At 54.6% G+C, this 23,318-nt stretch carries 22 protein-coding genes; 6 read left to right on the top strand and 16 right to left on the bottom strand.

From position 1 onward, the window contains the following. Positions 1 to 8 precede the first annotated feature (8 nt). Positions 9 to 2,456: an alpha/beta hydrolase family protein gene (locus SD425_RS21120; RefSeq protein ID WP_324672048.1), complete on the top strand. Its 2,448-nt coding sequence runs from the start codon at positions 9 to 11 to the stop codon at positions 2,454 to 2,456. A gap of 149 nt (positions 2,457 to 2,605) precedes the next feature. Here SD425_RS21120 and rfbD read toward each other — a convergent pair whose 3' ends face one another. The 5 genes from rfbD to SD425_RS21145 all read right to left on the bottom strand — a co-directional run bounded on the left by rfbD (position 2,606) and on the right by SD425_RS21145 (position 6,974). Further along, positions 2,606 to 3,457: a dTDP-4-dehydrorhamnose reductase gene (gene rfbD, locus SD425_RS21125; protein ID WP_324672049.1), complete on the bottom strand. Its 852-nt coding sequence runs from the start codon at positions 3,455 to 3,457 to the stop codon at positions 2,606 to 2,608. Between the two features lie 86 nt (positions 3,458 to 3,543). Beyond that, complete coding sequence (locus SD425_RS21130) at positions 3,544 to 4,362, bottom strand: TIGR03915 family putative DNA repair protein (RefSeq protein WP_324672051.1); 819 nt, start codon at positions 4,360 to 4,362, stop codon at positions 3,544 to 3,546. A gap of 94 nt (positions 4,363 to 4,456) precedes the next feature. After that, positions 4,457 to 5,326 carry an alpha/beta hydrolase gene (locus SD425_RS21135; protein WP_324672052.1) on the bottom strand — a complete coding sequence of 290 codons (870 nt, stop codon included), beginning with the start codon at positions 5,324 to 5,326 and terminating at the stop codon, positions 4,457 to 4,459. 48 nt (positions 5,327 to 5,374) lie between these two features. Continuing rightward, complete coding sequence (locus tag SD425_RS21140; protein ID WP_324672053.1) at positions 5,375 to 5,539, bottom strand: hypothetical protein; 165 nt, start codon at positions 5,537 to 5,539, stop codon at positions 5,375 to 5,377. A gap of 169 nt (positions 5,540 to 5,708) precedes the next feature. Beyond that, entirely contained in the window at positions 5,709 to 6,974 is a 1,266-nt protein-coding gene (locus tag SD425_RS21145) for a putative DNA modification/repair radical SAM protein (RefSeq protein WP_324672054.1), read from the bottom strand. A gap of 312 nt (positions 6,975 to 7,286) precedes the next feature. Between SD425_RS21145 and SD425_RS21150 the strand changes: the two genes are divergently transcribed. From SD425_RS21150 to SD425_RS21165, 4 genes are all read left to right on the top strand, one after another. Further along, positions 7,287 to 9,221: a hypothetical protein gene (locus tag SD425_RS21150; protein ID WP_324672055.1), complete on the top strand. Its 1,935-nt coding sequence runs from the start codon at positions 7,287 to 7,289 to the stop codon at positions 9,219 to 9,221. Positions 9,222 to 9,420: 199 nt separating this feature from the next. Beyond that, complete coding sequence (locus tag SD425_RS21155) at positions 9,421 to 10,260, top strand: S1 RNA-binding domain-containing protein (RefSeq protein ID WP_324672056.1); 840 nt, start codon at positions 9,421 to 9,423, stop codon at positions 10,258 to 10,260. Between the two features lie 144 nt (positions 10,261 to 10,404). Continuing rightward, positions 10,405 to 11,073: an NAD-dependent epimerase/dehydratase family protein gene (locus tag SD425_RS21160; RefSeq protein ID WP_324672057.1), complete on the top strand. Its 669-nt coding sequence runs from the start codon at positions 10,405 to 10,407 to the stop codon at positions 11,071 to 11,073. A 78-nt stretch (positions 11,074 to 11,151) separates the two neighbouring features. Further along, a complete protein-coding gene (locus tag SD425_RS21165) occupies positions 11,152 to 11,724 on the top strand; it encodes a hypothetical protein (protein WP_324672058.1) in 573 nt (190 codons plus the stop codon). A gap of 289 nt (positions 11,725 to 12,013) precedes the next feature. Here the strand turns inward: SD425_RS21165 and SD425_RS21170 are convergent, their stop codons facing one another. The 8 genes from SD425_RS21170 to SD425_RS21205 all read right to left on the bottom strand — a co-directional run bounded on the left by SD425_RS21170 (position 12,014) and on the right by SD425_RS21205 (position 20,004). Further along, entirely contained in the window at positions 12,014 to 12,292 is a 279-nt protein-coding gene (locus tag SD425_RS21170) for a hypothetical protein (protein ID WP_324672059.1), read from the bottom strand. Positions 12,293 to 12,401: 109 nt separating this feature from the next. Beyond that, positions 12,402 to 13,400, bottom strand: a complete 999-nt coding sequence (locus tag SD425_RS21175; protein WP_324672060.1) for a DUF4249 domain-containing protein — start codon at positions 13,398 to 13,400, stop codon at positions 12,402 to 12,404. Between the two features lie 102 nt (positions 13,401 to 13,502). Continuing rightward, positions 13,503 to 15,896, bottom strand: a complete 2,394-nt coding sequence (locus SD425_RS21180) for a TonB-dependent receptor (RefSeq protein WP_324672061.1) — start codon at positions 15,894 to 15,896, stop codon at positions 13,503 to 13,505. Between the two features lie 225 nt (positions 15,897 to 16,121). Continuing rightward, entirely contained in the window at positions 16,122 to 16,796 is a 675-nt protein-coding gene (locus tag SD425_RS21185) for an OmpH family outer membrane protein (protein WP_324672062.1), read from the bottom strand. 179 nt (positions 16,797 to 16,975) lie between these two features. Next, complete coding sequence (gene rimK / locus SD425_RS21190; protein ID WP_324672063.1) at positions 16,976 to 17,929, bottom strand: 30S ribosomal protein S6--L-glutamate ligase; 954 nt, start codon at positions 17,927 to 17,929, stop codon at positions 16,976 to 16,978. 88 nt (positions 17,930 to 18,017) lie between these two features. Continuing rightward, positions 18,018 to 18,470: an ATP-dependent zinc protease gene (locus tag SD425_RS21195; protein WP_324672064.1), complete on the bottom strand. Its 453-nt coding sequence runs from the start codon at positions 18,468 to 18,470 to the stop codon at positions 18,018 to 18,020. Positions 18,471 to 18,502: 32 nt separating this feature from the next. Next, positions 18,503 to 19,627 (bottom strand): PQQ-dependent sugar dehydrogenase, encoded by a 1,125-nt coding sequence (locus SD425_RS21200; protein ID WP_324672065.1) that lies wholly within the window; start codon positions 19,625 to 19,627, stop codon positions 18,503 to 18,505. Between the two features lie 86 nt (positions 19,628 to 19,713). Then, on the bottom strand, positions 19,714 to 20,004 hold the full coding sequence (locus SD425_RS21205) for a 2TM domain-containing protein (protein WP_324672066.1): 291 nt from the start codon (positions 20,002 to 20,004) through the stop codon (positions 19,714 to 19,716). A 177-nt stretch (positions 20,005 to 20,181) separates the two neighbouring features. Between SD425_RS21205 and SD425_RS21210 the strand changes: the two genes are divergently transcribed. Next, positions 20,182 to 20,775, top strand: coding sequence for an O-acetyl-ADP-ribose deacetylase (locus SD425_RS21210; protein WP_324672067.1), 594 nt, complete (start codon positions 20,182 to 20,184; stop codon positions 20,773 to 20,775). Between the two features lie 49 nt (positions 20,776 to 20,824). Here the strand turns inward: SD425_RS21210 and SD425_RS21215 are convergent, their stop codons facing one another. The 3 genes from SD425_RS21215 to SD425_RS21225 all read right to left on the bottom strand — a co-directional run bounded on the left by SD425_RS21215 (position 20,825) and on the right by SD425_RS21225 (position 23,255). Further along, on the bottom strand, positions 20,825 to 21,652 hold the full coding sequence (locus SD425_RS21215) for an alpha/beta hydrolase (RefSeq protein ID WP_324672068.1): 828 nt from the start codon (positions 21,650 to 21,652) through the stop codon (positions 20,825 to 20,827). Positions 21,653 to 21,748: 96 nt separating this feature from the next. Beyond that, entirely contained in the window at positions 21,749 to 22,300 is a 552-nt protein-coding gene (locus SD425_RS21220; RefSeq protein ID WP_324672069.1) for a DUF502 domain-containing protein, read from the bottom strand. Positions 22,301 to 22,373: 73 nt separating this feature from the next. Continuing rightward, positions 22,374 to 23,255 (bottom strand): 4-hydroxy-3-methylbut-2-enyl diphosphate reductase, encoded by an 882-nt coding sequence (locus tag SD425_RS21225; RefSeq protein WP_324672070.1) that lies wholly within the window; start codon positions 23,253 to 23,255, stop codon positions 22,374 to 22,376. Positions 23,256 to 23,318: the final 63 nt, after the last annotated feature.

Genomic DNA, 23,318 nt, shown 5'->3' on the forward strand with positions numbered 1-23,318 from the left:
TATAGTCTATGCAAAAGCTCTCCGCACTCACCGGAGCGTTGTGGTTGTCTGCCTTGGCGGCCCAAGGCCAAGACGCTACCTACCAAACGCCTCCTAAAACTATTGTCGATCTAGTCGACGCGCCCGCCACTCCCCGCGTGAGCCTTTCATCCGACGGAAAATGGATGGTGCTCATGCCCATTCAGGATTTCCCATCTATTGCGGAGCTGTCGCAGCCGGAGCTGCGTATCGCGGGCCTGCGCCTAAACCCGCGGACCAACGGGCCAAGCCGCGTGAGCTACTCCACCAACCTTATGCTGAAGCGCCTCGGCAACAGCAAGGAGATACCTGTACAGGGCTTGCCCAAACCCGCTAAAATCAGCGAGGTAAGCTGGTCGCCCGATAATACGAAGCTAGCTTTTGCTCTCACCACCGACGCCACGCCTACCGACAGCCGCATGGAGCTGTGGTTGGTAGACGTAGCCACCGCGAAGGCAAATAAGCTGATGAATCTGCCATTGAATGGTGTGTTCGGCAGTTCCTTCGAGTGGGTTGCCGATAGCCGCACCCTCATTGCGCACACGGTGCTGCCCAACCGCGGTGAGGTGCCCGCCAGCAACGCCGTTCCGACTGGCCCGATTGTGCAGGAAAACGTGGGCAAGAAAGCGGCTGCTCGCACCTACCAAGATTTGCTGAAAAATCCCAGCGACGAAAAGATCTTTGACTACTACGCCACGACTCAGCTCGTGAAAGTCAACCTTAATGGCAAAACGACGCCTCTCGGTCAACCCGGCGTGATCCAAGTAGCTAGCCCCTCGCCCGATGGCAAGTACGTGCTGGTAAAAACCCGCCACCTTCCCTACTCTTATCAGCTCACGGTGGGCAGCTTCCCAGTGAAAGTCGATGTGCTCGACATGAGCGGCCAGCCGGTGAAAACCATCGCCGACCTTCCTCTTGCCGATAACGTACCCACCAATTTTGACGCCGTTGCCACCGGCCAGCGTCGCCATGATTGGCGGGAAGATGCCCCTGCTACCCTTTACTGGGTAGAAGCGCAAGACGGCGGCGACCCCAAAGTACAAGCGCCCGTGCGCGACAAGATCTTCACGCTGGAGGCGCCCTTCTCTGCGCCTGCCCAGGAGCTAGCGGCCTTGCCGTTGCGCTACAGCGACATCTACTGGGGCACTTCGTCGCTGGCGCTGGTGCAAGGCTACCGCTGGGCCGACCGTAAGGAGATGACCTGGACGATCAACCCATCGGCGAAAAGCGCACCGGCTGTTCTCTTCGACCGCTCGTCGCAGGATACCTACAACGACCCCGGCGCTCCCTACCAGCACCGTAACGCTGCTGGTCGCTACGTGCTGGCCACCGACGCCAAAAGCCAGACGATTTACATGGTCGGCAATGGCGCCTCACCCGAAGGCGACCGGCCGTTCGTCGATCAGCTCGATTTGAAAACCAAGAAAGCTAGCCGCTGGTGGCGGTCGGAGGCACCGTATTTCGAAGTGCCGGTAGCCATTCTTGACACCGATAAGCGCCTGCTCGTCATACGTCGCGAATCGCAGAAGGAAAACCCGAACTACTTCCTGCGCGACGTCAACAAGAAGAAGCTCACGGCGCTTACCAAGTTTCCCAACCCCTACGCATCGGTAGGCAGCCTGCAAAAGCAAGTGCTTAAATACAAGCGCGCCGACGGTGTCGACCTAACGGCCAACCTTTACCTACCCCCAAACTATAAGAAATCGGACGGCCCGCTGCCGACGCTCATGGAGGCCTATCCGGTAGAGTTTAAGGATAAGAGCGACGCGGGTCAGGTAAAAGGTTCGCCCTACACCTTCACGCGTCTGAGCTGGGCTTCGCCGATCTTCTGGGTCACGCAAGGGTATGCCGTACTGCAAGGCACTTCCATCCCGATTGTAGGGGAAGGCAACAAAGAGCCCAACGACACTTACACCGAGCAGCTTGTAGCCAGCGCTAAAGCTGCTATCGACGAAGGAGCTAGGCTAGGTGTAGTAGACCGCAACCGCGTGGGAGTAATGGGCCACTCCTACGGCGCCTTTATGACCGCCAACTTACTTGCCCACAGCAATTTATTTAAGGCAGGCATCGCTCGGAGCGGCGCTTACAACCGCACCCTCACGCCCTTCGGCTTCCAAGCGGAGGAGCGCACCTACTGGCAAGCTCCCGAGGTGTACAATGCTATGTCCCCTTTCAACTACGCCGACAAAGTGAAGACTCCCATCCTGCTCATTCACGGTGAGGCTGATAACAACTCCGGCACGTTCCCACTGCAAAGCGAGCGTTTCTACAATGCCCTGAAAGGCCACGGCGCGACCGTGCGCTACGTAGTGCTGCCCTTCGAAGCACACAGCTACGCTTCGCGTGAGAATATTATGCACATGTTGTGGGAGATGAATACATGGTTGGATAAGTACGTGAAGAGCGCACCTGCTGCGCCAACCCAACCAGCGCAGTAATTCGGTAACTGTGTTAAAAAGCAGGTTTGCGTCTCTTTACACGATAGGCCAACTTTTGCCCAATACTTGAACAATTTTATCCAATACAAAAGGCGTCATCCGTGTGGATGACGCCTTTTGTATTTATAAGCTTAGAAAGACCAAAAGGCTTATAAACGACCCAAGCACACTTTTAGGCTGTCGCGCCAATGCGGAATGGCGATACCTAGGTTAGTCTTCGCCTTTGTCTTATCCATTACGGAAAAAGCTGGGCGCGTGGCTTTCGTGGGATATTCAGAAGTGCGAATTGGTACAGTGCGCACCACTGTGTTGCTCAGCTCAAAAATAGCCGTGGCAAAGTCGTACCACGACGTCACGCCTTCATTGCTGTAGTGATAGATGCCGTATTGCTGATTCTGGCGTTCAATGATGCTGAGAATGCAGCCGGCTAAGTCAATGGCATAGGTGGGTGTACCAACCTGGTCCCAAATGATGCGAAGCTCCTCCCGCTCCCGGCCCAGCTTCAGCATCGTTTTCACGAAGTTGTTGGCGTATTCAGAGTAGAGCCAGCTAGTACGCAAGATGAAATACCGCTCTGCATGCGCCGGAATGACCTGCTCACCTTCCAGCTTCGTGAGGCCATATACGCTAATAGGTTCGGCCGCATCCGTTTCCACGAGAGGCTGATTACCGGTGCCGGCAAACACAAAATCGGTGGAAATATGGATGAGCGTAGTACCAAATTCACCGCACAGTCGGGCTAGGTTCTCGGCACCGTCCTTGTTGATTTTTCGAGCTAGTTCTACCTCGTCCTCAGCCTTGTCAACGGCGGTATAAGCTGCGCAGTTGATACAATAAGCTGGCTTATGCTGCTCAAATACCGTCCGCAGCTTATCTGTATCTAAGATGTTGGCTTGGTCTTCTGCTGGGAAAATAATGCCATCCATGTTTCGCTCTTGTGAAACATGGCGAAGGCACTGACCTAGCTGGCCGGAGGCCCCAAAAACCACTGTTGAACTCATATGCTATGTTGGGTTAATAACGCAAGTTGGTATTGAGCCCGAAAGTAGTTCTTTTGCGGGAACGCACTGTGGTGCCTTCTCACTCCTTACAAAGACGAGCGCTTATTTTTGATCGGCTCGAAGCGCTGCTCACGCGGTTGCTTTTCACTCAGATACTTCCAATACCGCAGCGGAATATGACGTCGGTGCAGCTTCAGGTTTTTACGCTCCGGGATATTAGCGTGGTCGAAATACGTTTGCCAGAGCAGCTTGAACAAGGGCTCCCGCTCATCCAGCACCGTCGCCGACACATCGGAGCGGCGCTGGGGCGCTTCTGTTTCAAACTCGACAATGTCGGTGCGAGCTAGGTCGTAGTAAAGGCCGTAGCGGCGGCGCTGGTCAAAAATAAGCCAGCGCTGGTCAGCGTAGCGCTTGGTGAAATGCGGCGCAATGAGCGGCAGCACGTCGAAATCGGGCTCAATGGTAGCGTGGAATAACTCTTCGGAAGTTTTCTCAAAGCGCACGAAGGCTTCCATCCGGTGCTTCTCACGCCCTAGCTGCTGACTAATGTGGTGCACGAGCCGCACCGTATCGTCGGCATAATTCTCTGAAACATCTACCCGTCCGCGTGCCGTTACGGCTTGCTGCACAAAGCGGCAGATAAGCATTTCGCGGTCGGGGCGCTCAGAAAGGAAGACATGATACAGCTTCGTGCGCGTGTCGTTATCCATGTACTTTAGCATGCCCTTCCAGACCCGTTCCGCCTTTTCCTCGTTCGTTTGAATGGGTACTGTAGCGGTGAACAGTCCGCCCTGCACGGCGTCGGCTGGCTGGATGCTGTTTGGCTGCACTTTGCGCTCGTACATCTCCAGCAGCACCGTTAATAAGCCATCAAAAGAGCCGTCGTACGTATAGTCGTGGGTCATGGGCAGGGAGTGTCACAGCTCATTTGGCGTTGAATGAGGCCGTGCAGGCTACTACTTTCAGGTGATACGGAGTATTTCTAAGTTACGCGGCCACTTAATACGCCTTTGCGCGTTCCTTGGCCTGCAAAAACTTGATAAGCAACTCATTCACTTCAGTGGGTTTTTCTAATTGCACCCAGTGCGTAGCGTCGGGGAAGTAGTGCAACTCTCCGTTTTCGCATAGCTTGAAGCTCAGTTCCGCTAGCTTGGCATTCAGCGTCACATCTTGCTTGCCCCAAATAAGTTGAACAGGCGTTGTGACCCGTGGCTCTTTGTCTTTGTTGCCTAATGTATAGCGGAAGGCGCGATACCAATTGATCATGCCCCGCATTGCATTAGGGCGCATCCAAGCCGCTCGGTAGCGCTGCAAATCGGCTTGGCGGAAGGCGCCCCGGTGGCTAGTGCTGGTCAGCAGACCTAGGTTGTTGAGCATAAATTGCTCAGGTAGCCAGGGCAGTTGAAAGAAGAACATGTACCAACTTCGCACCACCTGATCGGGGATGCGAAGAAATGCGCTTGGCAGCACCGCTGGATGCGGTACATTCAGAACAGAAGCATTAAGAATGCGGGTTTCGTGATACGTAGCCAGGTACCATGTCACGATACCGCCCCAGTCGTGGCCGATGAGGCTAGCTTGCTCACGGCCCGCTGCATCAATTAACCCCACAATGTCGTGAGCAAGCGTCGGCAAGGTGTACTCACGGATGCGCGACGGTTTGTCGCTCAGGTTATACCCCCGCTGATCGGGTACCCACACGCGGTAGCCAGCCGCGGCCAATGGCTCAATCTGATGCCGCCACCCATACCAAAAATCTGGGAAGCCGTGCAGCAGAATCACGAGTGGGCCCTCCTTGGGCCCACACTGCACCACATGCAGCGTGACGCCGTTGGTCCAGATGTAATGATGTTCGAGTTCATAGCGCATACCTGCTATACCGAGGCCTACGCTAACGAGTTGCGGCTGAGTTGTACCTTAAGCCGCCTTGGCAGGATTGGTAGGCGGTGTCGGCGACGACTGCGTGAGCTGCTTCACATGCGGAATCAAGTCATCAAGCTTACAATAGCATGACAGCGGCGCAAGTTTCACGGGCTTGGCAGCAGTTGGCATTTCGGCGGGAGAGCGATGCGAGATGTTCATGGGTAGAAGTGCTACTGTAATCAATGCGTTAAAAAGTTGATTTACTGAGGAGTTAACCAACCTATGTACAAACACTATATTTTGTGCGCTGAATATCAATAAGCTAGCCAGAATGCTTCTTGGCCAAAAACTTGTTCATTCACCTAGCTCCTTACAGCAGGTCAGCACGTTAGCCGGCCTGCGCAAAGAGGTCGAGTTGCTGCGTCACCAGAGCCGAGCGGACCGAACCAGCCCCAAACAGGATTTGGCGGCGGATGCTTTGCTCATCGAAGTCGCGGCGTTCGAGGGCTTGACCACGGCAGGTAATGAAGAACTTAGCCCGCTTCATCACCACCCCAAACTTCTGCAAATGATCGAGCGCAAGGCTGGTGAAGCGGCGAGCTGCCACAATCCGTTTCGCTGACTTTGCTCCGATACCTGGCACGCGCAGAATCATCTCGTAGTCAGCCGTATTCACATCAATTGGAAACACGTGGCGGTTGCGTAGGGCCCAAGCTAGCTTTGGGTCAATTTCCAGATCCAAGTGCGGATGTTGCGGGTCCAGAATTTCGTCGGCTTGGAAACCATAGAAGCGCATCAACCAGTCAGACTGATACAAGCGGTGCTCCCGGATAACTGGCGGCTGGGTAAGCTGCGGCAAACGGGCGTCGTCGGTAATAGGCACGTACCCAGAGTAGTACACGCGCTTCAAACCGTAACCTTTATAGAGGGAGTCGGAAAGCTGCAAGATCTGATGGTCGGTTTCGGGCGAGGCACCTACGATCAACTGCGTGCTCTGACCAGCGGCAGCAAACTGCGGCACCTTCTTGAACAACGCCTTTTCTTCCTTATTCTGCACGATGTTGTCGCGGATCTGCTCCATCGGCGTCAGAATCTCCTCGTAGTTTTTCTCGGGAGCTAGGTTGGTCAGGCTCATCTCCGAGGGCAACTCGATATTCACACTGAGGCGGTCGGCGTAGAGGCCCGCCTCCTGGATGAGTTCGGGCGAAGCACCCGGAATCGTCTTGACGTGGATATAGCCGTTGAATTTGTGCTCGGTGCGCAACTTCTTAATGATGCGGACGAGGCGCTCCATGGTGTAGTCAGGCGAGGAGAAGATGCCCGAACTTAAGAACAAGCCCTCGATGTAGTTGCGACGGTAGAAGTTCATGGTAAGGTCCACAACTTCATCCACCGTGAAGGCAGCCCGCTTCACATCGTTGCTCTTGCGCGACACGCAGTAAGCACAATCGAAGATGCAATGGTTGGTGAGCAGAATCTTGAGCAGCGACACGCACCGCCCGTCCTCTGTGAAGCTGTGGCAAATGCCCATGCCCTCCGCATTACCGAGGCCACGGTTCTCGTTTTTACGCTTGCCACCGCTGCTAGAGCACGATACATCGTACTTCGCTGCGTCTGCCAAAATACTTAGCTTTTCCTGAATCCGCTCGTTCATTTTGAACTAATTTTGCCTTAAAAATAGAAGCTTGTTCTCAAATAAGCACCATATTACTAAGCTAATTTTTTTAGGAAAAGTTTCTTCTCTCCAGCTTCTTTTCTACCGTAAAAGCCTTACTTCCGCTCACACGAAATATGTCCTCCTAACGTTAAATCTAGGAGTAAGCTAGCCGGCCTACGCTAGGATGCACGCAGCAAGGCTGTGGCTTTCCACTCCCCCGATCAATTCGTACCTTGCTTGTTGTCTAGCGGCCGCTATTACTTGTTAGCAGAATGCTTTGGTTTGTCCTTCTCGATAATGTCTTGCTTTGTGTCTGCTCCTCGCCTGCTTGGCCAATTCCTGTTAGGGTTGGGTTTGCTGCTGTTGCTAGTCACAAGCAACCCGCTGCACGCGCAGCAAACCACAAAGCCCGTCATCACCGATTCTGTACGGACGCAGCCCGAGACACGCCCCGACTCCCTGCGCCGACGCTTTGACCAAGAGCGTGTGCTAAACGGCTTGAAGGCATACACGAAGCGCAAAACAATAGCTGGGAAGGCAGCAGCGGCGCTGCTAAACTTTCGTACGCGCCAAGAAGACCGGGCGGGACTCGATGTGGCGCTACTCGACCGGCAATTCGATCAGCACAACTACAAGATTGTGCGCAGCATCAACATCACCACGCTCGATGCGTTTGGCTTCAGCATTGCCGACCCGAATCGGGAGCCGCGCAACATCCTGGAGAAAAGTGGCAATATGCTGCACATCAAAACCTCACGGGCCCGCGTGCGCCAGGTGCTGCTCTTTCGGGTTGGCGACGAGCTAGAGCCGCAAGACCTATCTGAGTCAGAACGCTTGTTACGGCAGACCTCCGAAATTTTGGATGCGCGTGTGTTCGTGAACGAAGCCACCACCACCGCCGATAGTGTCGACGTGCAGGTTATCACGAAAGACGTATTCAGCATTAGCGGTACGCTGCAAGTACGCGACGTAGCGGCAGGCGTCATTGGGCTGCGCGACAACAACTTCTTAGGGCAGGGTCACCAGTTTCGCAACCGCTACGAGTATGGTCGGGGCAAAACGCAAAGCTGGAGCTACCGAGGCAGCTATCAGGTGCCGTTTCGCAATTTTATCTACGCTCAAGCGCGCTACCGCAACGAAGACCAGTACCGGCAGGGTGGCTTTTCGGTGTTCCGCGACTTTGCTTCTGTTAATACCAAATATGCGGGAGCTTTCTCCATGGAGTCGTATTATCAGGGTGTCGCCTTCATTCCCGCGCCCGGTACTTCAGACCAGGAATACGTGTTTTACCCGCTCCGCTACAACACGCAAGACTTGTGGCTTGGCCGAGCGTTCCACTTGCGTAGCTACGACTTAGGTTATGAAAATCCTGGCCGCATGATTGTATCCGGGCGCTTGCTGCGTACACGCTACACCGAAGTTGCCGATTCGATTAAGGCTAATCCGGATTATCAATACGACAATGCCTTATTGGGTATAGCTACTATCGGCTATAGTGTGCGTCGCTATTACAAAGACAGATATCTTTTTGGCTTTGGTCGCACCGAAGATATCCCAACTGGCTCCCTTGTGAGCCTTACCACGGGGTATGAGCTAAATGCGCGGCAGAACCGCCGCTACGTGGGCCTACGCACGGCGTATGCCGGCTACAGCTTACGCCATGGCTATCTGTATATAAGCGGCGAGTTTGGTAGCTACGTGCGCACCGGAGATAATGATTGGCAGCAAGGCTCGCTCAATAACGAGCTACTATGCTTCACCCGGCTTTATCACGCAGGTAACTATCAATGGCGCAGCTTCTTGTGGGTGCGCTCGCTCATAGGTTTGCACCGGCGCCCAACTGACTACTTAATCTTAGACACGCGGCGCGGCGTCCGCGGGTTTTCAATTGATGGGCAGTTGCAAGGGCAAAGCCGTTTTTTGCTCAACTACGAAGCTACCGTCTTCACTCCTGTTTCTGTTTTAGGTTTTCGGTTAGCCGGAGTAGCCTTTATCGATGCGGCTTGGCTAGCCACCAAGCCTGGGCGTTCCAACCCTTTTTACGACAAGCCATATACTGGTTTTGGTATTGGCTTTCGCTTCCGCAATGAGTACACAGCCATCCGAACTATTCAGATTTCGCTTGGCTTCTACCCGCGCGGTCAAGTCAGCGGCAGCGGTTTTCGGCTGTTTGAAAACACCTCCAACTACTACAACTTCAGCGACTTTAGCTTCGCGCAGCCTGGCGTAGTGCGCTACGAATAACCTTTATTAGCGACCAGTTGGTAGTTGCCAGCTAATAGAGGCTCGACGGCAGAATAGCCTTTGCACATAACCTTATCTTCTTTCTGACGCGTTGCCGTATATACGATATGCGCTTGTTTAGAACGTGTTACTTGTGGTATGCACATGTGTTTATCGGCGTACCTTGCTGCCCCAAACCTGATAACTGGCAACTGAATAGATGAACCTAGGTGATTATAATGATTTGGAAGTAGCACGCTTCGTTGATTTCGGACTGTACTTAAGCTCCGACGATGGCGACTTGCTGCTGCCGAACAAGTACGTTCCCGAGGGCACCGAGATTGGCGATGTGCTGCGCGTATTTGTGTACCGTGACTCGGAAGACCGCCTGATTGCCACCACCTTGAAGCCGCTGGCGCGGGTAAACGAACTGGCTGCGCTAACCGTACGCGACGTATCCGACCACGGCGCTTTCCTGGACTGGGGCTTGGAGAAGGATCTGTTTCTGCCTTACCGCAACCAGCGCAACAACGTGCGCCCCGGCCAGCGCCTGACGGTGTACGTGTACCTCGACGAAACGTCCGACCGCATTGTGGCCTCGGCGCGTTGGGAGAATTTTCTGAAGCCCGACAAGCCCTTCGAAGGTAAGCCGGGGGAAGCAGTGCAGCTGTTCGTAGCTCAGGAAACCGACCTAGGGTATACCGCCGTGGTGAACGGTCAGTACCTAGGTTTGCTGTATTACAACGAAGTATTTCGCCCGCTTCGTCTCGGCGATACGCCCACTGGCTACGTACGCCAAGTGCGCCCCGATGGCAAGATTGACCTACGCCTCCAAAAGCCCGGCTACGAGGAAGCTGTGGATGCCGCCGACACCTTACTGAACGCCCTGCGCGCGGCCCCGAACCAGCGGATACCGCTTTCTGACAAGAGCGAACCCGACGACATTTACCGGCGCCTAGGCATGAGCAAGAAAGTCTTCAAGAAGGCGCTCGGCAGCTTATACAAGCAAGGTTTGGTAGAGTTGGCACCCGAACATACGCAGCTAGTGAATAAGGCATAGGTCACATCACTGGATTCTGCCGCAAAGCCGTTGTAAGCAGACAACCTCTGCTTGCTTCGTATCGTCTTATGGCTCGGATACTCTCCTAGCGCCACGATTTGTAGTGGCTGCTACGGCGCAAATGCGCCTCCTACTCCGACTGCTATGAAACCGAATAAGACTGCGCTCATTGCTGGCGCTACCGGCCTAGTGGGCAGCCAAGTGCTGCCCCTTTTGCTCGCCTCCGACCGCTACGCCAAAGTCATTGCCGTGGGGCGCCGGCCGCTGCCGCAAGTGCATCCCAAGCTTGAGCAGCGCGTGCTCGATATGGACCACCTAGAAGAAGCCCGACTCTCGCTCATTGCCGATGATGTGTACTGCTGCCTAGGTACCACCATGAAGCAGGCTGGCTCGAAAGAAGCCTTTTACAAAGTCGACTACTTGTACGTGGTGAAGCTGGCTGCTCTCACGGCCACCAACTTTGCTTCACAACTCTTGGTGGTGTCTGCCATGGGCGCCGACGCCGAGTCGCGCTTCTATTACAACCGGGTAAAAGGCGAAATGGAAGATGCCGTGCGGCAAACGCCATTTCGGGCGATTCACTTGTTTCGGCCGTCGCTGCTGCTCGGGGAGCGCGCCGACAAACGCGTGGGCGAGCAGATTGGCGCCGTTCTGATGAAGCTACTCAATCCTCTGATGCTAGGTCCATTACGCAAGTACCGGGCGGTGCCGGCGCAAGTTGTAGCCCGGGCCATGTTGCAGGCGGCAGCAGAAGAAGGTGGCGGGGTACGCGTGCACTTGTCAGACGAAATTGCGGCGGTGGGTAGCTGTTAGGAGGAAACAGACCTCAACAGGTTTGGCATGTTAAGTGTTTGCTCGCGGGAAATACCTTACCTCTATTTCCCCGTTTTCATGAAAACACGGTTATTCCACCTTACACTTCTGGCACTCTGCTTTTCTTCCGTAGCTAGCTTCGCCCAACGTAAGAAGAGCGCTTCGGCACCCAGCGCTGGCTATCAAACGGGTATTGGTCTGCGCGCTGGAGGCTACTCTTCGGGCCTCACGATCAAGCACTTCATGAGCGGCAAAAACAACGTAGCCGTCGAAGGCCTGGTTACGACGGAGTACGCCGCGCATGGTGCCCGCTTTACGTTGCTGTTGGAAAAGCATGTACCGGTGAAAGACCTCAAAGGCTTGCAATTTTACTATGGTGCCGGGGCACACCTAGGAGCTTACCGCGGCCGCTACTACTTCGAAGATGTGCGGTATCGTCGAGGCAAGAAGTACGATTACTACTATGTGTACTACGTCGACGAAGACCGGGCGCGCATAGCTGGAGGCGCCGACTTGATCCTAGGCTTTGAGTACAAAATGGACGACCTTCCCTTCGTTATCGGTGTTGACTACAAGCCATTTTTCGAAGTATTCAATGGCTACACGGGCTTCTACCAGGATGCAGCCGTAAACCTGCGATTTACATTCTAATTAGCGAGCAATCCTAGCTAGCTTTCCTCGCCTCTAGTAGCAGGCTGGCTTACAGCTTCTCTCCTTCCTTCTCGACCAGTCAGCAGCCAATGCGGCCGCGGCAAGGAAGCTTGAGCGCGACCCTCTACTTGCACGAGCTAGCCGTGGGGTTTACCTGGTGCGGGTACGTACCGCGGAGGGCACCGTAGTGAAGCGACTGATGCGCCACTAGCTCTCTAGCAATCCCTACCCCAAAAGCAAAAGCCCCGTTGCGAGAGACACAGCGGGGCTTTTCTTATAGCTAGGTTGACTAACGAACCCTAATGGACCGATGCGGCCGCACATTGTTTTGGTAGTAACCGGGGCGTGGGCCCGGTGCCGGGCGGTAATACCGTGGGCGGTCGACAATAACGGTACGTGGACGGTAGTAGGGCCGGGCTGGGTAGTAGCGTGGACCATAGTAAGGGCGATAATAAGGATTAGGTGCCCCAACCCCCACCCCTACGTAAGCAGGACCGGAAGCAACGCAGCTAAAAAGCAGTTGGCTAGCTAAAGCCAGCACGACAAATATTGGAAGGCGCGTTTTCATAAGTAGAATGACTGCCTGGGAATTATAACCAGGAACCATGTCTTTTAGACGCTAAAAAATTACGAAGGTTTAATCAATACCTAGTTTTTTCATTACTCCCAATGCGAGCCTAAAACAGCTTGATACGGTACGTGGCATCGGCTGCGCCACCGAACAAGCCGTAACCGGGTTTGATGTTGAAAGCTAGGGGCGCGGGTTCGGCGAAGGGGTTGTCCCGCGTGTCATTGTAGCTACGGCTCGACTGATAGAACCGGTACGCGTCCGGCGTCATGTTACTTACCTTAACCTCGACATACCCTAGCTCCTGACAGACGACAGGCCGCGACGGCGAGCTGTAGCAGCCCCCTACATAATATTGCACATTGGCGCTGAGGGAGAACTGTTTGCCGCTCACATTGGTATCCGCGTAAGGCTTCAGATTGTTGCCGAAGTAGTAGCTATCAGACGAAAGCTCAAAGCGCCCGATTTCGAAGTCGCTATTCTGATCTTCGAAGTCAGTATAGATGGAGGAGTTTAGGATGGGCTTTCCTTGCTTATCTAACAAGCGAACAAAAGCGGCGTAGTAATTCGCGGTAGTGGGGTTGTCGGTGAGCGTAATGGTAAGCCGCGCTTTGCCTTGCGTGTTCCCGCCCAATACGCCGCCAGAGCGCACCACGAAAGTAGCATCGTCGATGACGGGCTTCGTGGGCATCGTCAGGGTGCTTTCCACGGTTTCGAAGCCGGGCATGGAGGTACGTAACGTGTACGTACGCCCGGCTTGTCCTACCAAGCCCATCGTGGGCGTGTAGTAGCCGGACGATCTGCCGTAAACGTTCTGCTTACGCGGGTAACCCGCCTTAAAGCGCTCTACGACCGTGCCGCCTTCGTCCTCGATTTCGATGGTGGCATCATCGCGCCCCATGAGTGCTTTTGTGTCGAATACTCGCTGACTGTAGCTCACAAACGGTTGGCGCGTCACCATTAAGTTACTGCTAGTATCGAGAGGCTGGTCGCTGAGCGTGTACAGCAGCGCGATGCGTGGTGTATGGGCCGGTTCGGGTAGCGTCACCGTTGATTCGCAACCGGCCAAACCTAGGGTAAGCAGTAAAATGGAGGATAGCTTTTTCATAGTTACACTTGATAAGTAACGGAATCTTCGGCTAGGTGGGCGCTGCTCCTAGGCCTTGTGTTTAGCAGCTTAGGTAGCGCCCACCGCTTCTCCGATCTTTGATTAGAATCGGAAGCTTTTGCTGAAAGATGGAATGATTGGAAAAAGTGAGATTTGCTTGTAAGCGGGCTGTCTCTCCACATTACCATTCTGATCTTCGCGCCCTTGCTGGAAGTAGATGTAGTAAGGATTCTTGCGGCTATAGAGATTATAGAAGCTGAGGCTGTTCACCACCTCGCCCCACCGTTTCTTTTTGGTTTTGCTTAAGTCAAGATCCATGCGGTGATAGGCGCGCATGCGGTAGCTATTCCGGTCGCCGTAGTCGTCGTAAGTACTATAAGGACCTAGCTGAAACCTACCTTGGGAAAGCGTCACGGCGTTGCCGGTGCCGTATACCCACGTGCCAGAAAGCGTGAGCGTGGGGCTAAACTTGTGAATCACAACCAAGGACGCATCGTGGCGACGGTCGTACTTATAGGGGAAAATGCGGCCTTGGTTCAGGTCGGGGAAGCGACGCTTGCTCCAGGCCAGCGTATAGCCGATCCAGCCGGTGGTGCGGCCGGTTTTCTTCTGAATAAAAAACTCACCGCCGTAGGCCCAGCCTTTGCCGCTGGTCACTTTATCCTGCCAATTGTTATCGGTAGTACCCAAGAAGCTAGCTCCTTCGCGGTACTCGATGAGGTGGCGCATGGGCTTGTAGTAGGTCTCGAAGCTGAACTCGTAGTCTTCGTCGTGGAAGCGCAGGTCGCGGGCAAAACCTAGGCTCACTTGCTGGGCGCGTTGGGGCTGCACCTTAGCGGTGGCGGGTACCCACAAGTCGGTGGGCAGGCCAATGCCACTATTGGTGAGCAAGTGAATAAACTGCGTGGTGCGGGCATAGGAAGCTTTCAAGGCCCACTCATTCGTCAGTAGGAAGCGAGCAGATACCCTAGGTTCGATGGAGTTGTAGAACTTTTGCTCCACTAAAAAGCCATTCAGCCGCAGGCCGCCGTTCACTTTTAAGCGCTGCGTCACGCGATAATCGTCTTCGGCGTAGATACCGGCTTCGCTGGCCATGGTGCGGGCCACCGAGTTCAGCTGATTACCTAGGTCGCTGGAATTATCCTTGACCTGCAAGGCCCCTGGGCGAAACGAGTGCAGAATATACTGCCCGCCGAAGCGGATGTAGTGGTCAGGATTAGGCGCATAATCGAGGTCCGTTTTAATGCTCAAGTCTCGAATATTGGACAGGTAGCGCAGGTTAAACTTGTCGGTGCGCACCTCGTCTTGCGTGTGGTAGCGGTTCTCCTGTTCAATGCCGACGTTGAACTGATACTTGCTGTAGGTCACGTGCGTATTCATGAACAGCTGGTCGTTCAGCAGGTGGTTCCAGCGCAGGCCCGTTGTCAGGTTGCCCCACCCTAGGTTCGAGTTGTTGCGGTCATAGTCACCATCCTCTTCTTTATCGGTGTAGCGCGCATAAAACTTATCGTAGCCCGTGTAAGCGCTCAGGTAAAGTCGGTCGCGGCTACTTACTTTCCAGTTGAGCTTCGCATTGAGGTCGTGAAAGAAGTAGCCTGCCGTTACGCCATCGGCCGCCGCCAAAATGATGGGCCGGGCCAGTAAGTCGATGTAGGTGCGGCGCGCCGAGATAATAAACGACGCCGTGTCCTTTTTGATCGGCCCTTCCAGAGTGAGTTTAGAAGCAATAATACCGATGGCACCTTCCCCCTGAAACTTCTGCATGTTGCCCTCCTTCATGGATATATCCAGCACTGACGAGAGGCGGCCACCGTAGCGCGCCGGAAAGCCCCCTTTGATGAGCTCTACGTTGTTCAAAGCGTCGGCATTGAACACCGAGAAAAAGCCAAACAAGTGGGCCGCATTGTACACCGGCGTGCCATCCAGCAAGATCAGGTTCTGGTCGGGGGAGCCGCCACGCACATAGAGGCCGCTGGTGCCTTCGCTACCGCTCTGCACGCCGGGTAGCAGTTGCAGCACCTTCAGCACGTCGGTTTCTCCTAGCAGCGCGGGCAAGTTCTTGATCTGAGCCACGGGCACGTTGATGGTGCCCATCCGCGTGGACTGCGCAATTTTCTCTTCCTGGCTGCGACTTCCGACTACTTCCACGCCTGCTAGCTCCGAAGTAGCGGAACGCAGTTGAAAGTTGTGCACCACGTTGCGCCCGGCGGCAGCCGCAAACCGCATCTTCTCATACCCTAGGTACGACACCAGCAACCGCGCCGAGTCGCCTTGAGCTACTGGCAAAGTCAGTGAATAGAAGCCGTAGTTATTGGTGGCCGTGCCCTGCCCCGTGCCCGGACTCACCACTGCCACCCCGATGAGGTTTTCACCCGTGCTCCGGTCGCGCACGTACCCGATGATCGTCACCTTCCCCGCTTGTTGTGCCCACCCCGCCGATCCAGTCACTACTACTATCCCAACACACGTAATCATCCCGCGGAAAAATCTCATCATAGAGAAATAGTTTAATTATTGCTAGCTATTAATTATCAAATATATACGCCTAACGACGCAGCAATCCATTTCTTATGGCTAAAGAGCCAACATTCACAAAAATGGTTGGCAGGCACTTACAGAATGATAAATGTGCTAGGGCGATTTGTGACGCACTCCGGCACCACAAAAAAGCCCGTTGCTTCCAGGAAGCAACGGGCTTTAGATACTTTGATAAGCTAGGTCTTACTTTTTCGAGTAAGCAGCATTGAGGTGCTTTAGTACCTGCGGTGTGATATCGAGGTCCTTGCGGCCGTAGGCGATGGTGCCGCTGGGTGCCGCAATCAGGATCATCTCGTAACCGTTGTCTTTGCCGTATTGCTCCACGAGCTTGTTCACGCGCTCCAACACTTGCTGGGTTACTTTCGCTTCCTCCTCCGAGGCTTGCTGCTGAAGTTTCTGCTGTTGCTGGCCTACTTCGGCCTGCTGCGCCTGGAGGCGCTGCTCGGTGGCAGCGCGCTGCTCCGGGGTGAGGCTAGCTGCCTGCTGTTGGTACTTCTGTACGGCCGCCTGAAAGCCTCCTACCAAGTTCCGGTTCTGCCGATCCCAACCTTTGGCTTTGGTTTCGAAGTTCCGGCGAGCATCCTGCATGCCTTTGTAGCCATCCAGCATCTTGCTCGACTCGACGTAGGCAATTTTGCCGTGCAGAATCGGGGTTGCTGCCGCTGGAGCCACTTTGGTAGCGGCGGTGTCTGTGCTGGCAACGGTAGTCGTTTTGGTCGTGTCGGCGCTGGTACTAGCTTGCACCGCAGCGGGTTGCGCAGGCGCCTTAGCCGACTTATCGGAGAAATGCAGGTAAAACAACACGGCTACGGCTACAACGAGCACCGCGTCGATAATCAGGCGCAATGGATTATTCATCAGGTGGGATTAGTGAAAAGAAAACACCCCGAAAGGCAAGCCAAAGAAACACAGAAACTAGCAGGCACGAAAATCGGGCGCCTACAGCACAGCCGTAGTGCAGACTTTTTAGTCCGCGCAGTGGTAATCTATCCCCTAAGTATTCTGTGCCGCGCCGACTACAGAGTCCGCGCTCCGAGCTAGAACGCCGCTACGTCCGATTGTGTATCGGGCGCCTTGCTTTTGCCTTTGGCTTTTTTAGGCTTGCCCTTGCCTTTGCGCTTGGTCAGCTCTTCCGTGTACTCAATGATTTTACCGGCAATATCGAGGCCGGTTGCTTTCTCAATACCTTCCAGGCCCGGCGAGGAGTTGACTTCCAGCACCAGCGGCCCGCGCTTACTTTGCAGCATATCGACGCCCGCTATATCTAGCCCTAAAGCTTTAGTGGCCAGCAACGCGGCCGCCTTTTCCGCCCGGCTTAGCTTCACTAGCTGCCCCGTGCCACCGCGGTGCAGGTTGGAGCGAAACTCGCCCTCTTTGCCCTGCCGCTTCATAGCGCCTACTACTTCGCCGTTCACCACAAACGCCCGCAGGTCAGCCCCTTTGCTTTCGGCAATGAACTCCTGCACGATGATGCGCGCCTTAAGGTTGTGGAAAGCTTCGATGACTGATTGCGCCGCCTTGGCCGTCTCGGCTAGCACGACACCTAGGCCCTGCGTGCCTTCTAGCAGCTTGATAATAACAGGAGCACCACCGACCTGCTCAATCATCTGCGGCACTTCGTCGGAGTAATTAGTAAAGGCCGTTTTGGGCATGCCAACACCAGCACGGGCTAGGATCTGCATAGAGCGCAACTTGTCGCGCGAACGCACAATTGCTTGGCTATCAACCGCCGTGCGCACTTTCATCATCTCAAACTGTCGCACCACAGCCGTGCCGTAGAACGTGACCGAAGCCCCAATGCGCGGAATAACCGCGTCAAAGTCCGTGAGTGGCTCGCCTTGGTAGATGATACCAGGCTTTCCTTTCTCCAGCACGAGGTTGCACCGCAAATGGTCCACCACGATGGCTTCATGGCCGCGCAGCTCGGCTGCTTCTACCAAGCGCTTCGTGGAATAGAGCTTGGGCTCGCGCGACAAAATCGCCAGTTTCATGCAGAAGGATTTCGTGAAGGGTGGGACGCGGAAACTGGGTCAAAAATACGCTACCTAGCTTTCAGAACCGCGCAGTTCCGGGCGCAAATCATTTTTTATGGGCCACATACCGCTTCGACACGTTGACCAAAAAGCCGCCGCGCCGCAGCAATGACCGCCCGATGAGAACGGGGTATTTCATGTCGGAGCGGTCGGAGAGAGAAAACTCCGTCGTGAAATCTTCGTCGAACAGCCGAATGACCGTTCGAATGATGTAACGCCGTTGCGCTTCGCCAATGGAGCTCTTAATAGTACGCAGCGAAAAGTCAGTAAATTCCATTAGGCACCCATCAAAATTCGGGTGTGCGTCGTCGAGCAGATTCACGCGCAGCCGCATTTGCCCGTCGTCAAGCTTCACTACCTGCATGTTGGAGCAATGGATAGCGCCGGTGTAGGCACCCGTATCAATTTTGGCTTCTACGCCTTCAATCTGAAACTGAGGAAAATCTACCAACTCCAGGCGCCCAATGATGCGCTTCGGAACTTGCTTCTTTTTCTTCATGGGCCGAATGTAGCGCGCAGCAGGAAGGTTTGTTAGCCTTTGTAGCTGATACGGTATACCGCATCGTTTTGATCATCAGAAACTAGCAAGGAGCCATCCGGCATTTGCAGTAAGCATACCGGGCGCCCCCATGGCGTCTGGCCTTGCAGCCAGCCTTGGGCGAAGGTAGTATACCCGGTGGCTTTTTGGCCACTGGCGTCGAGCGTTACTACGCTAATACGGTAGCCGATTTTCTGGCTACGGTTCCAGGAGCCGTGTTCGGGAATGAAGATCTGGTTGCGGTACTTGGCCGGAAACAGCTTGCCCGTATAGAACTTCATGCCCAGCGCCGCTACGTGCGGACCTAGCTTCTGGGCTGGCTTCACGAAGCTAGCTGCCGATTTACCTTTGCTCAGCTCGGGGTCGGGCACGTCGCCGGCAAAAAAGTATGGAAAGCCGAAGTTGAGGCCCGCTGTTGGGGCCCGGTTTAGTTCATCGGATGGCTTGTCGTCGCCGAGTTGGTCGCGGCCGTTGTCGGTGAACCAGAGTGCTTTGTCTACCGGACTCCAGTCAAAGCCGACCGTGTTGCGCACGCCCTTGGCAATAATTTGAAAGCCTGAGCCATCCGGGTTCATGCGGTTGATGGTGGCGAAAATGGGGGCTTCGGGTAAGCAGGAGTTGCAGGGCGCACCCACCGGCACGTAGAGCTTGCCATCAGGTCCAAAGGCAATGTAGCGGTAGCCGTGCCACTCTTTGTCGGGCAGCTTGCTGTACACCACCACGGGTTTGGGGCTAGCTTTTAGCTGCTTGGCAATGTTGTCGTAGCGCAGCACGCGGTTGATTTCAGCCACGTACAAGGCGCCGTTGCGCACGGCCACGCCGTTGGGTGAGTTTAGGCCAGTAGCAATCGTAATGACTTCATCTGCCCGGCCATCTTTGTTGCGGTCGGGCATGGCGTACACTTTGTTGCCAACGCTACCCGCGTACACCGTACCATCAGGTCCGACGGCTATTTCGCGGGCGCCGCCTACGTTCTGCGCGAAATAGCTGATGGTGAAGCCCGGCGGCAGCTTGATCTTGCTCAGGTTTGCATCGGCCGGAGCCATGGGGCGCTCGGGCGCAAATGCGAGGGCTAGCGGCGTTAGTAAGGCAAGCGGTACGAATCGGCGGAAGCTCATAATGGAGTAAGGGAGTAGCGAAGGAAGACTTTATCCTATTCAACGGATTTTTCTCTTCCTCAGCTACTCCCTTACTGCGTTACTTTTTAGCGAAGCCGCTCTTGTTTTTCACGAAGCAAGCGCTCGTACTCGCGCTCCATCATGGTTCCTCTGCCGTAACCACCGTAGGTATTAACGCCTTGGATAAGCAAACCAAAGCCCCAGAAGATGGTGGACCAAGCAGGCCAAGGCAATGGATAAAATTGATGCCGTGAGGTAACCGCCCATATCACCCACAGCAGCGCGTTGACGGCGAAGTAAGTAAACAAGCTTGCCTTGAAGCGGGCACGGGATTTTGCTTGGTGCCAGAGTTGGGGGTCGCGGGGTGTCGTTTCCATGGTGCAGCTATTGGGGGTAGAGAGAAGTTGTTCTTGATTGATGATCAAAGCTAGCTTTCCCACTTGCCCCCTGAAAAACAAAGCTACCCAAGCAGTAATTTTCGAGGTTAAACTGTTCGAAAAAGCAGATGAATGGTTAATACTTCGTGCTACCTTTTCGCTTTTCTAATCGCTCTTATGTCTACCTCCTCCCCTTCTGCCGATTGGCGCACCCAGGCCCAGGCGTTTGGCCGCATTCTACTCTACCAGGGTGACATTACGAAGCTCGACACCACTGCCATCGTTAATGCGGCTAATTCGTCGTTGCTGGGTGGCGGTGGCGTGGATGGCGCCATTCACCGCGCCGGTGGTCCCGAAATTCTAGAAGCTTGCCGCCGCTTGCGGGCTGGGCATTATGGCAAAGGCTTAGCAACCGGCGATGTCGTCATAACAACTGGCGGGCGGTTACCAGCGAAGTACGTTATTCATACCGTTGGCCCGGTGTGGAATGGCGGCCACAAACGGGAGCCAGAGCTACTAGCAAATTGCTACCGCAACAACTTGCACCTAACTACAGAGAACCAGGTAGCAAGCATTGCCTTCCCTGGTATCAGCACGGGCATTTACGGTTATCCAAAACCAGAAGCTACAGCTATTGCAGTCCACGAAGTACGTGCGTTCTTGGCAGAGAATGCTTTGCCAGAAACCGTGGTATTCGTCGCCTTCGATGCGGAGAGTTACCGACTATACCAACAAGCATTACAAGAACCAGCAACGGATCCGACGCCCTAGGCGTCGGACCCGTTACCGCCAGAACGACGATCGTGCACCTAGCTTTTCCTCACAACCGCGTTTCCGGATGGCGGCGCAGGTACGACGCAACATCGTAGATGAGTCCTGCATGACCTGCGTCTAGCAGCACGGTGTTTACCGTCTGCAAAGACCCAATAAACTGTCTTAGGCCAGCGTGCGGAATCACTCGGTCGTATTTGCCCAGGAAAAAAGTCACCGGTATAGGCTTGTGGTTCAGCAACGAGGCCAGACGCTTTAGGTCAAAGGTTAAGTTTTTGAACCCTACCCAACTCCGGTACACACGCAGTCGTTTTTCGCGGCTATCCAGCTGCCATTCAGCAAAGCGCACGAGCCCCGGATCAACTAGTCGTTTCTCGCTCAGCTTATTGATAAAGCCCAGCAGCCGCTGTGGTCGCAGTACCGCCCGGCCTAGCATGCCGCGCATCAATAGCGGTGAGGTAGCTAGCGTGTACCAAAGCTGCGTGCGAATTCCATCTGGCGCAATCAGCCAAACTTGCTCTATTTGGTCAGCAAAGCTCTCGGCTGCCGTCAGGGCAAACTTAGCGCCCATGCTAAAAGCCAGGAGGCTGAACTTCGTAATCTTCTGTTCGTGCAGAAACTGCCCAAGCAGCTCGGCCAACCGCTTCTTCGTGATAGGCGAGTCGGCTTTGGTCATCCGGCTTTGGCCGTGGTAGAATAAATCGAAGGAGTATACGCTCACCTCCGGACCTAGCACAGAAGCTACCGAGCGCCAGTGGCCTTCGCTCTGCCCGTAGCCGTGAAAAGCAAGCACCACCCGCGGCCCGTCGCCGTAGCGTTGGTAGTGCAGCTTCGTTATGCTCTTTACGAGCTTCTTTTCCGTTGTTACTTGCTCCATAATCATCAAGAACATAACATAATTATGTCCTTATTCGTCCCCGATGACCAGCAATAAGAGTAGGTAAGGCAAAGCCGAATCTTCGCGCGATAGGCCTCAGCTTAACCGCGATACACCACCCGACACAATAAACTTCATCACCTCGCTGCTCGGCAGCTCCAGGTACGTCACGTTTTCTTTGGGCACCAGCACCAGCTCGCCGGAGAAGTTATAAGAGTGGGGAAAGTACACAGCCAGCAGTTGCTCGCGGTTGATAGACGCCATGTGGTCCTGCGTGACAAACCCTAGCTTGAACACCTTGTCCGTAGCGTTAAGCTGCACTAGCACCGGGCAATTAAACTTCTGGTTGTCACCCACGAAGGCATCAAATAGATCCTTTAGACTGGAGTAAATGATACTAACCAATGGCGTGCGATGCAGAATACGCTCGGTGATCACCAGAAACGGCCGCACCATGAAGGACTTCGCAATGTAGCCGACCACCGTCAGCACCACGATGGCCGAGAGCAGGCCTAGGCCCGGCGGCATCCCATTGAACCGAAATAGCGCATCGAGCCAACTGATGCTCGCATAAAGAATGTACATCGTGAGGCTGATAGGCGCCACGATCAGAAAGCCGTTGAGGAAGTAATTGAAAAACTTGCGCATAGCGGAGAGAGCTAAAAAAATACCCGGCCAACTTGACCGGGTAAATAACTAAAGATCAAAAGCTAGGTCCGACTCAGACACCTACAGCGACTTGCTCGATGCGGTCGGCCACGCGCTGCATCAGCCACATGGGCGTGCTGGTTGCGCCGCAAATGCCCACCGATTCGACGCCGTGGAACCACTCGTCGTCTAGATCCTGCTCGTTCTCCACGAAGTAGCTACGGGAATTGGTCTTATTCACCACGCTGAACAAGGCCTTGCCATTCGAGCTCTTGCGGCCACTCACGAATACAACCACATCGTGTTGCAAAGCGAACTTAGCCAAGGCAGGCTCGCGGTTGCTTACCTGGCGGCAAATGCTGTCGTTGGCATCGAACGAGTCTAGCTCGCCGCCAGCTAGCGCAATGCGCTCCTCGATAAGCTGCTTCATGCGGTAGAAGCCAGCCGTGCTTTTGGTCGTTTGGCTGAAGAGCGTAACGGGCCGCGCAAAATCGATCTGGTCGAGGTCAGCTTCGGTCATCACGATGAGGGCGCGGTTGCCCGTCTGGCCCGTAAGGCCCGTTACTTCCGCGTGGCCAGGCTGACCATAAATGACAATCTGGCCGTTCTGGCGCTTGGATGCGTCATAGGCGTGTTTCACGCGGTTCTGCAACTTGAGCACTACCGGGCACGAAGCATCAATGAGTTCCAGATTATTGCGTAGTGCTAGCGCGTAGGTTTCCGGCGGCTCGCCATGAGCCCGGATGAGCACTTTACAATCGTGGAGTTCGGCCAGCTGTTCTCGGTCGATAATGCGCAGGCCTTGTTGATAGAGGCGTTCTACCTCCATGCGGTTGTGCACAATATCGCCGAGACAATACAAAGTCTCTTCGTGCGCCAGTTCGTCTTCGGCCATCTGAATGGCAAACTCGACGCCGAAGCAGTAGCCGGAATTCTTATCTATGGTAACGTTCATGCGCTTTCTTCAACAAACGAACATATTCTTACAACTTTCGCGCCCCAATCCGGGCTGGCAGTC

Source organism: Hymenobacter sp. GOD-10R, from assembly GCF_035609205.1.
Lineage (GTDB): Bacteria > Bacteroidota > Bacteroidia > Cytophagales > Hymenobacteraceae > Hymenobacter.

Excerpts from the sequence above, each read along its gene's own strand:
- SD425_RS21120 (WP_324672048.1), top strand. The coding sequence starts at position 9 with ATGCAAAAGCTCTCCGCACTCACCGGAGCGTTGTGGTTGTCTGCCTTG.
- rfbD (WP_324672049.1), bottom strand. The coding sequence starts at position 3,457 with ATGAGTTCAACAGTGGTTTTTGGGGCCTCCGGCCAGCTAGGTCAGTGC.
- SD425_RS21130 (WP_324672051.1), bottom strand. The coding sequence starts at position 4,362 with ATGACCCACGACTATACGTACGACGGCTCTTTTGATGGCTTATTAACG.
- SD425_RS21135 (WP_324672052.1), bottom strand. The coding sequence starts at position 5,326 with ATGCGCTATGAACTCGAACATCATTACATCTGGACCAACGGCGTCACG.
- SD425_RS21140 (WP_324672053.1), bottom strand. The coding sequence starts at position 5,539 with ATGAACATCTCGCATCGCTCTCCCGCCGAAATGCCAACTGCTGCCAAG.
- SD425_RS21145 (WP_324672054.1), bottom strand. The coding sequence starts at position 6,974 with ATGAACGAGCGGATTCAGGAAAAGCTAAGTATTTTGGCAGACGCAGCG.
- SD425_RS21155 (WP_324672056.1), top strand. The coding sequence starts at position 9,421 with ATGAACCTAGGTGATTATAATGATTTGGAAGTAGCACGCTTCGTTGAT.
- SD425_RS21160 (WP_324672057.1), top strand. The coding sequence starts at position 10,405 with ATGAAACCGAATAAGACTGCGCTCATTGCTGGCGCTACCGGCCTAGTG.
- SD425_RS21165 (WP_324672058.1), top strand. The coding sequence starts at position 11,152 with ATGAAAACACGGTTATTCCACCTTACACTTCTGGCACTCTGCTTTTCT.
- SD425_RS21170 (WP_324672059.1), bottom strand. The coding sequence starts at position 12,292 with ATGAAAACGCGCCTTCCAATATTTGTCGTGCTGGCTTTAGCTAGCCAA.
- SD425_RS21175 (WP_324672060.1), bottom strand. The coding sequence starts at position 13,400 with ATGAAAAAGCTATCCTCCATTTTACTGCTTACCCTAGGTTTGGCCGGT.
- SD425_RS21180 (WP_324672061.1), bottom strand. The coding sequence starts at position 15,896 with ATGATGAGATTTTTCCGCGGGATGATTACGTGTGTTGGGATAGTAGTA.
- SD425_RS21185 (WP_324672062.1), bottom strand. The coding sequence starts at position 16,796 with ATGAATAATCCATTGCGCCTGATTATCGACGCGGTGCTCGTTGTAGCC.
- rimK (WP_324672063.1), bottom strand. The coding sequence starts at position 17,929 with ATGAAACTGGCGATTTTGTCGCGCGAGCCCAAGCTCTATTCCACGAAG.
- SD425_RS21195 (WP_324672064.1), bottom strand. The coding sequence starts at position 18,470 with ATGAAGAAAAAGAAGCAAGTTCCGAAGCGCATCATTGGGCGCCTGGAG.
- SD425_RS21200 (WP_324672065.1), bottom strand. The coding sequence starts at position 19,627 with ATGAGCTTCCGCCGATTCGTACCGCTTGCCTTACTAACGCCGCTAGCC.
- SD425_RS21205 (WP_324672066.1), bottom strand. The coding sequence starts at position 20,004 with ATGGAAACGACACCCCGCGACCCCCAACTCTGGCACCAAGCAAAATCC.
- SD425_RS21210 (WP_324672067.1), top strand. The coding sequence starts at position 20,182 with ATGTCTACCTCCTCCCCTTCTGCCGATTGGCGCACCCAGGCCCAGGCG.
- SD425_RS21215 (WP_324672068.1), bottom strand. The coding sequence starts at position 21,652 with ATGGAGCAAGTAACAACGGAAAAGAAGCTCGTAAAGAGCATAACGAAG.
- SD425_RS21220 (WP_324672069.1), bottom strand. The coding sequence starts at position 22,300 with ATGCGCAAGTTTTTCAATTACTTCCTCAACGGCTTTCTGATCGTGGCG.
- SD425_RS21225 (WP_324672070.1), bottom strand. The coding sequence starts at position 23,255 with ATGAACGTTACCATAGATAAGAATTCCGGCTACTGCTTCGGCGTCGAG.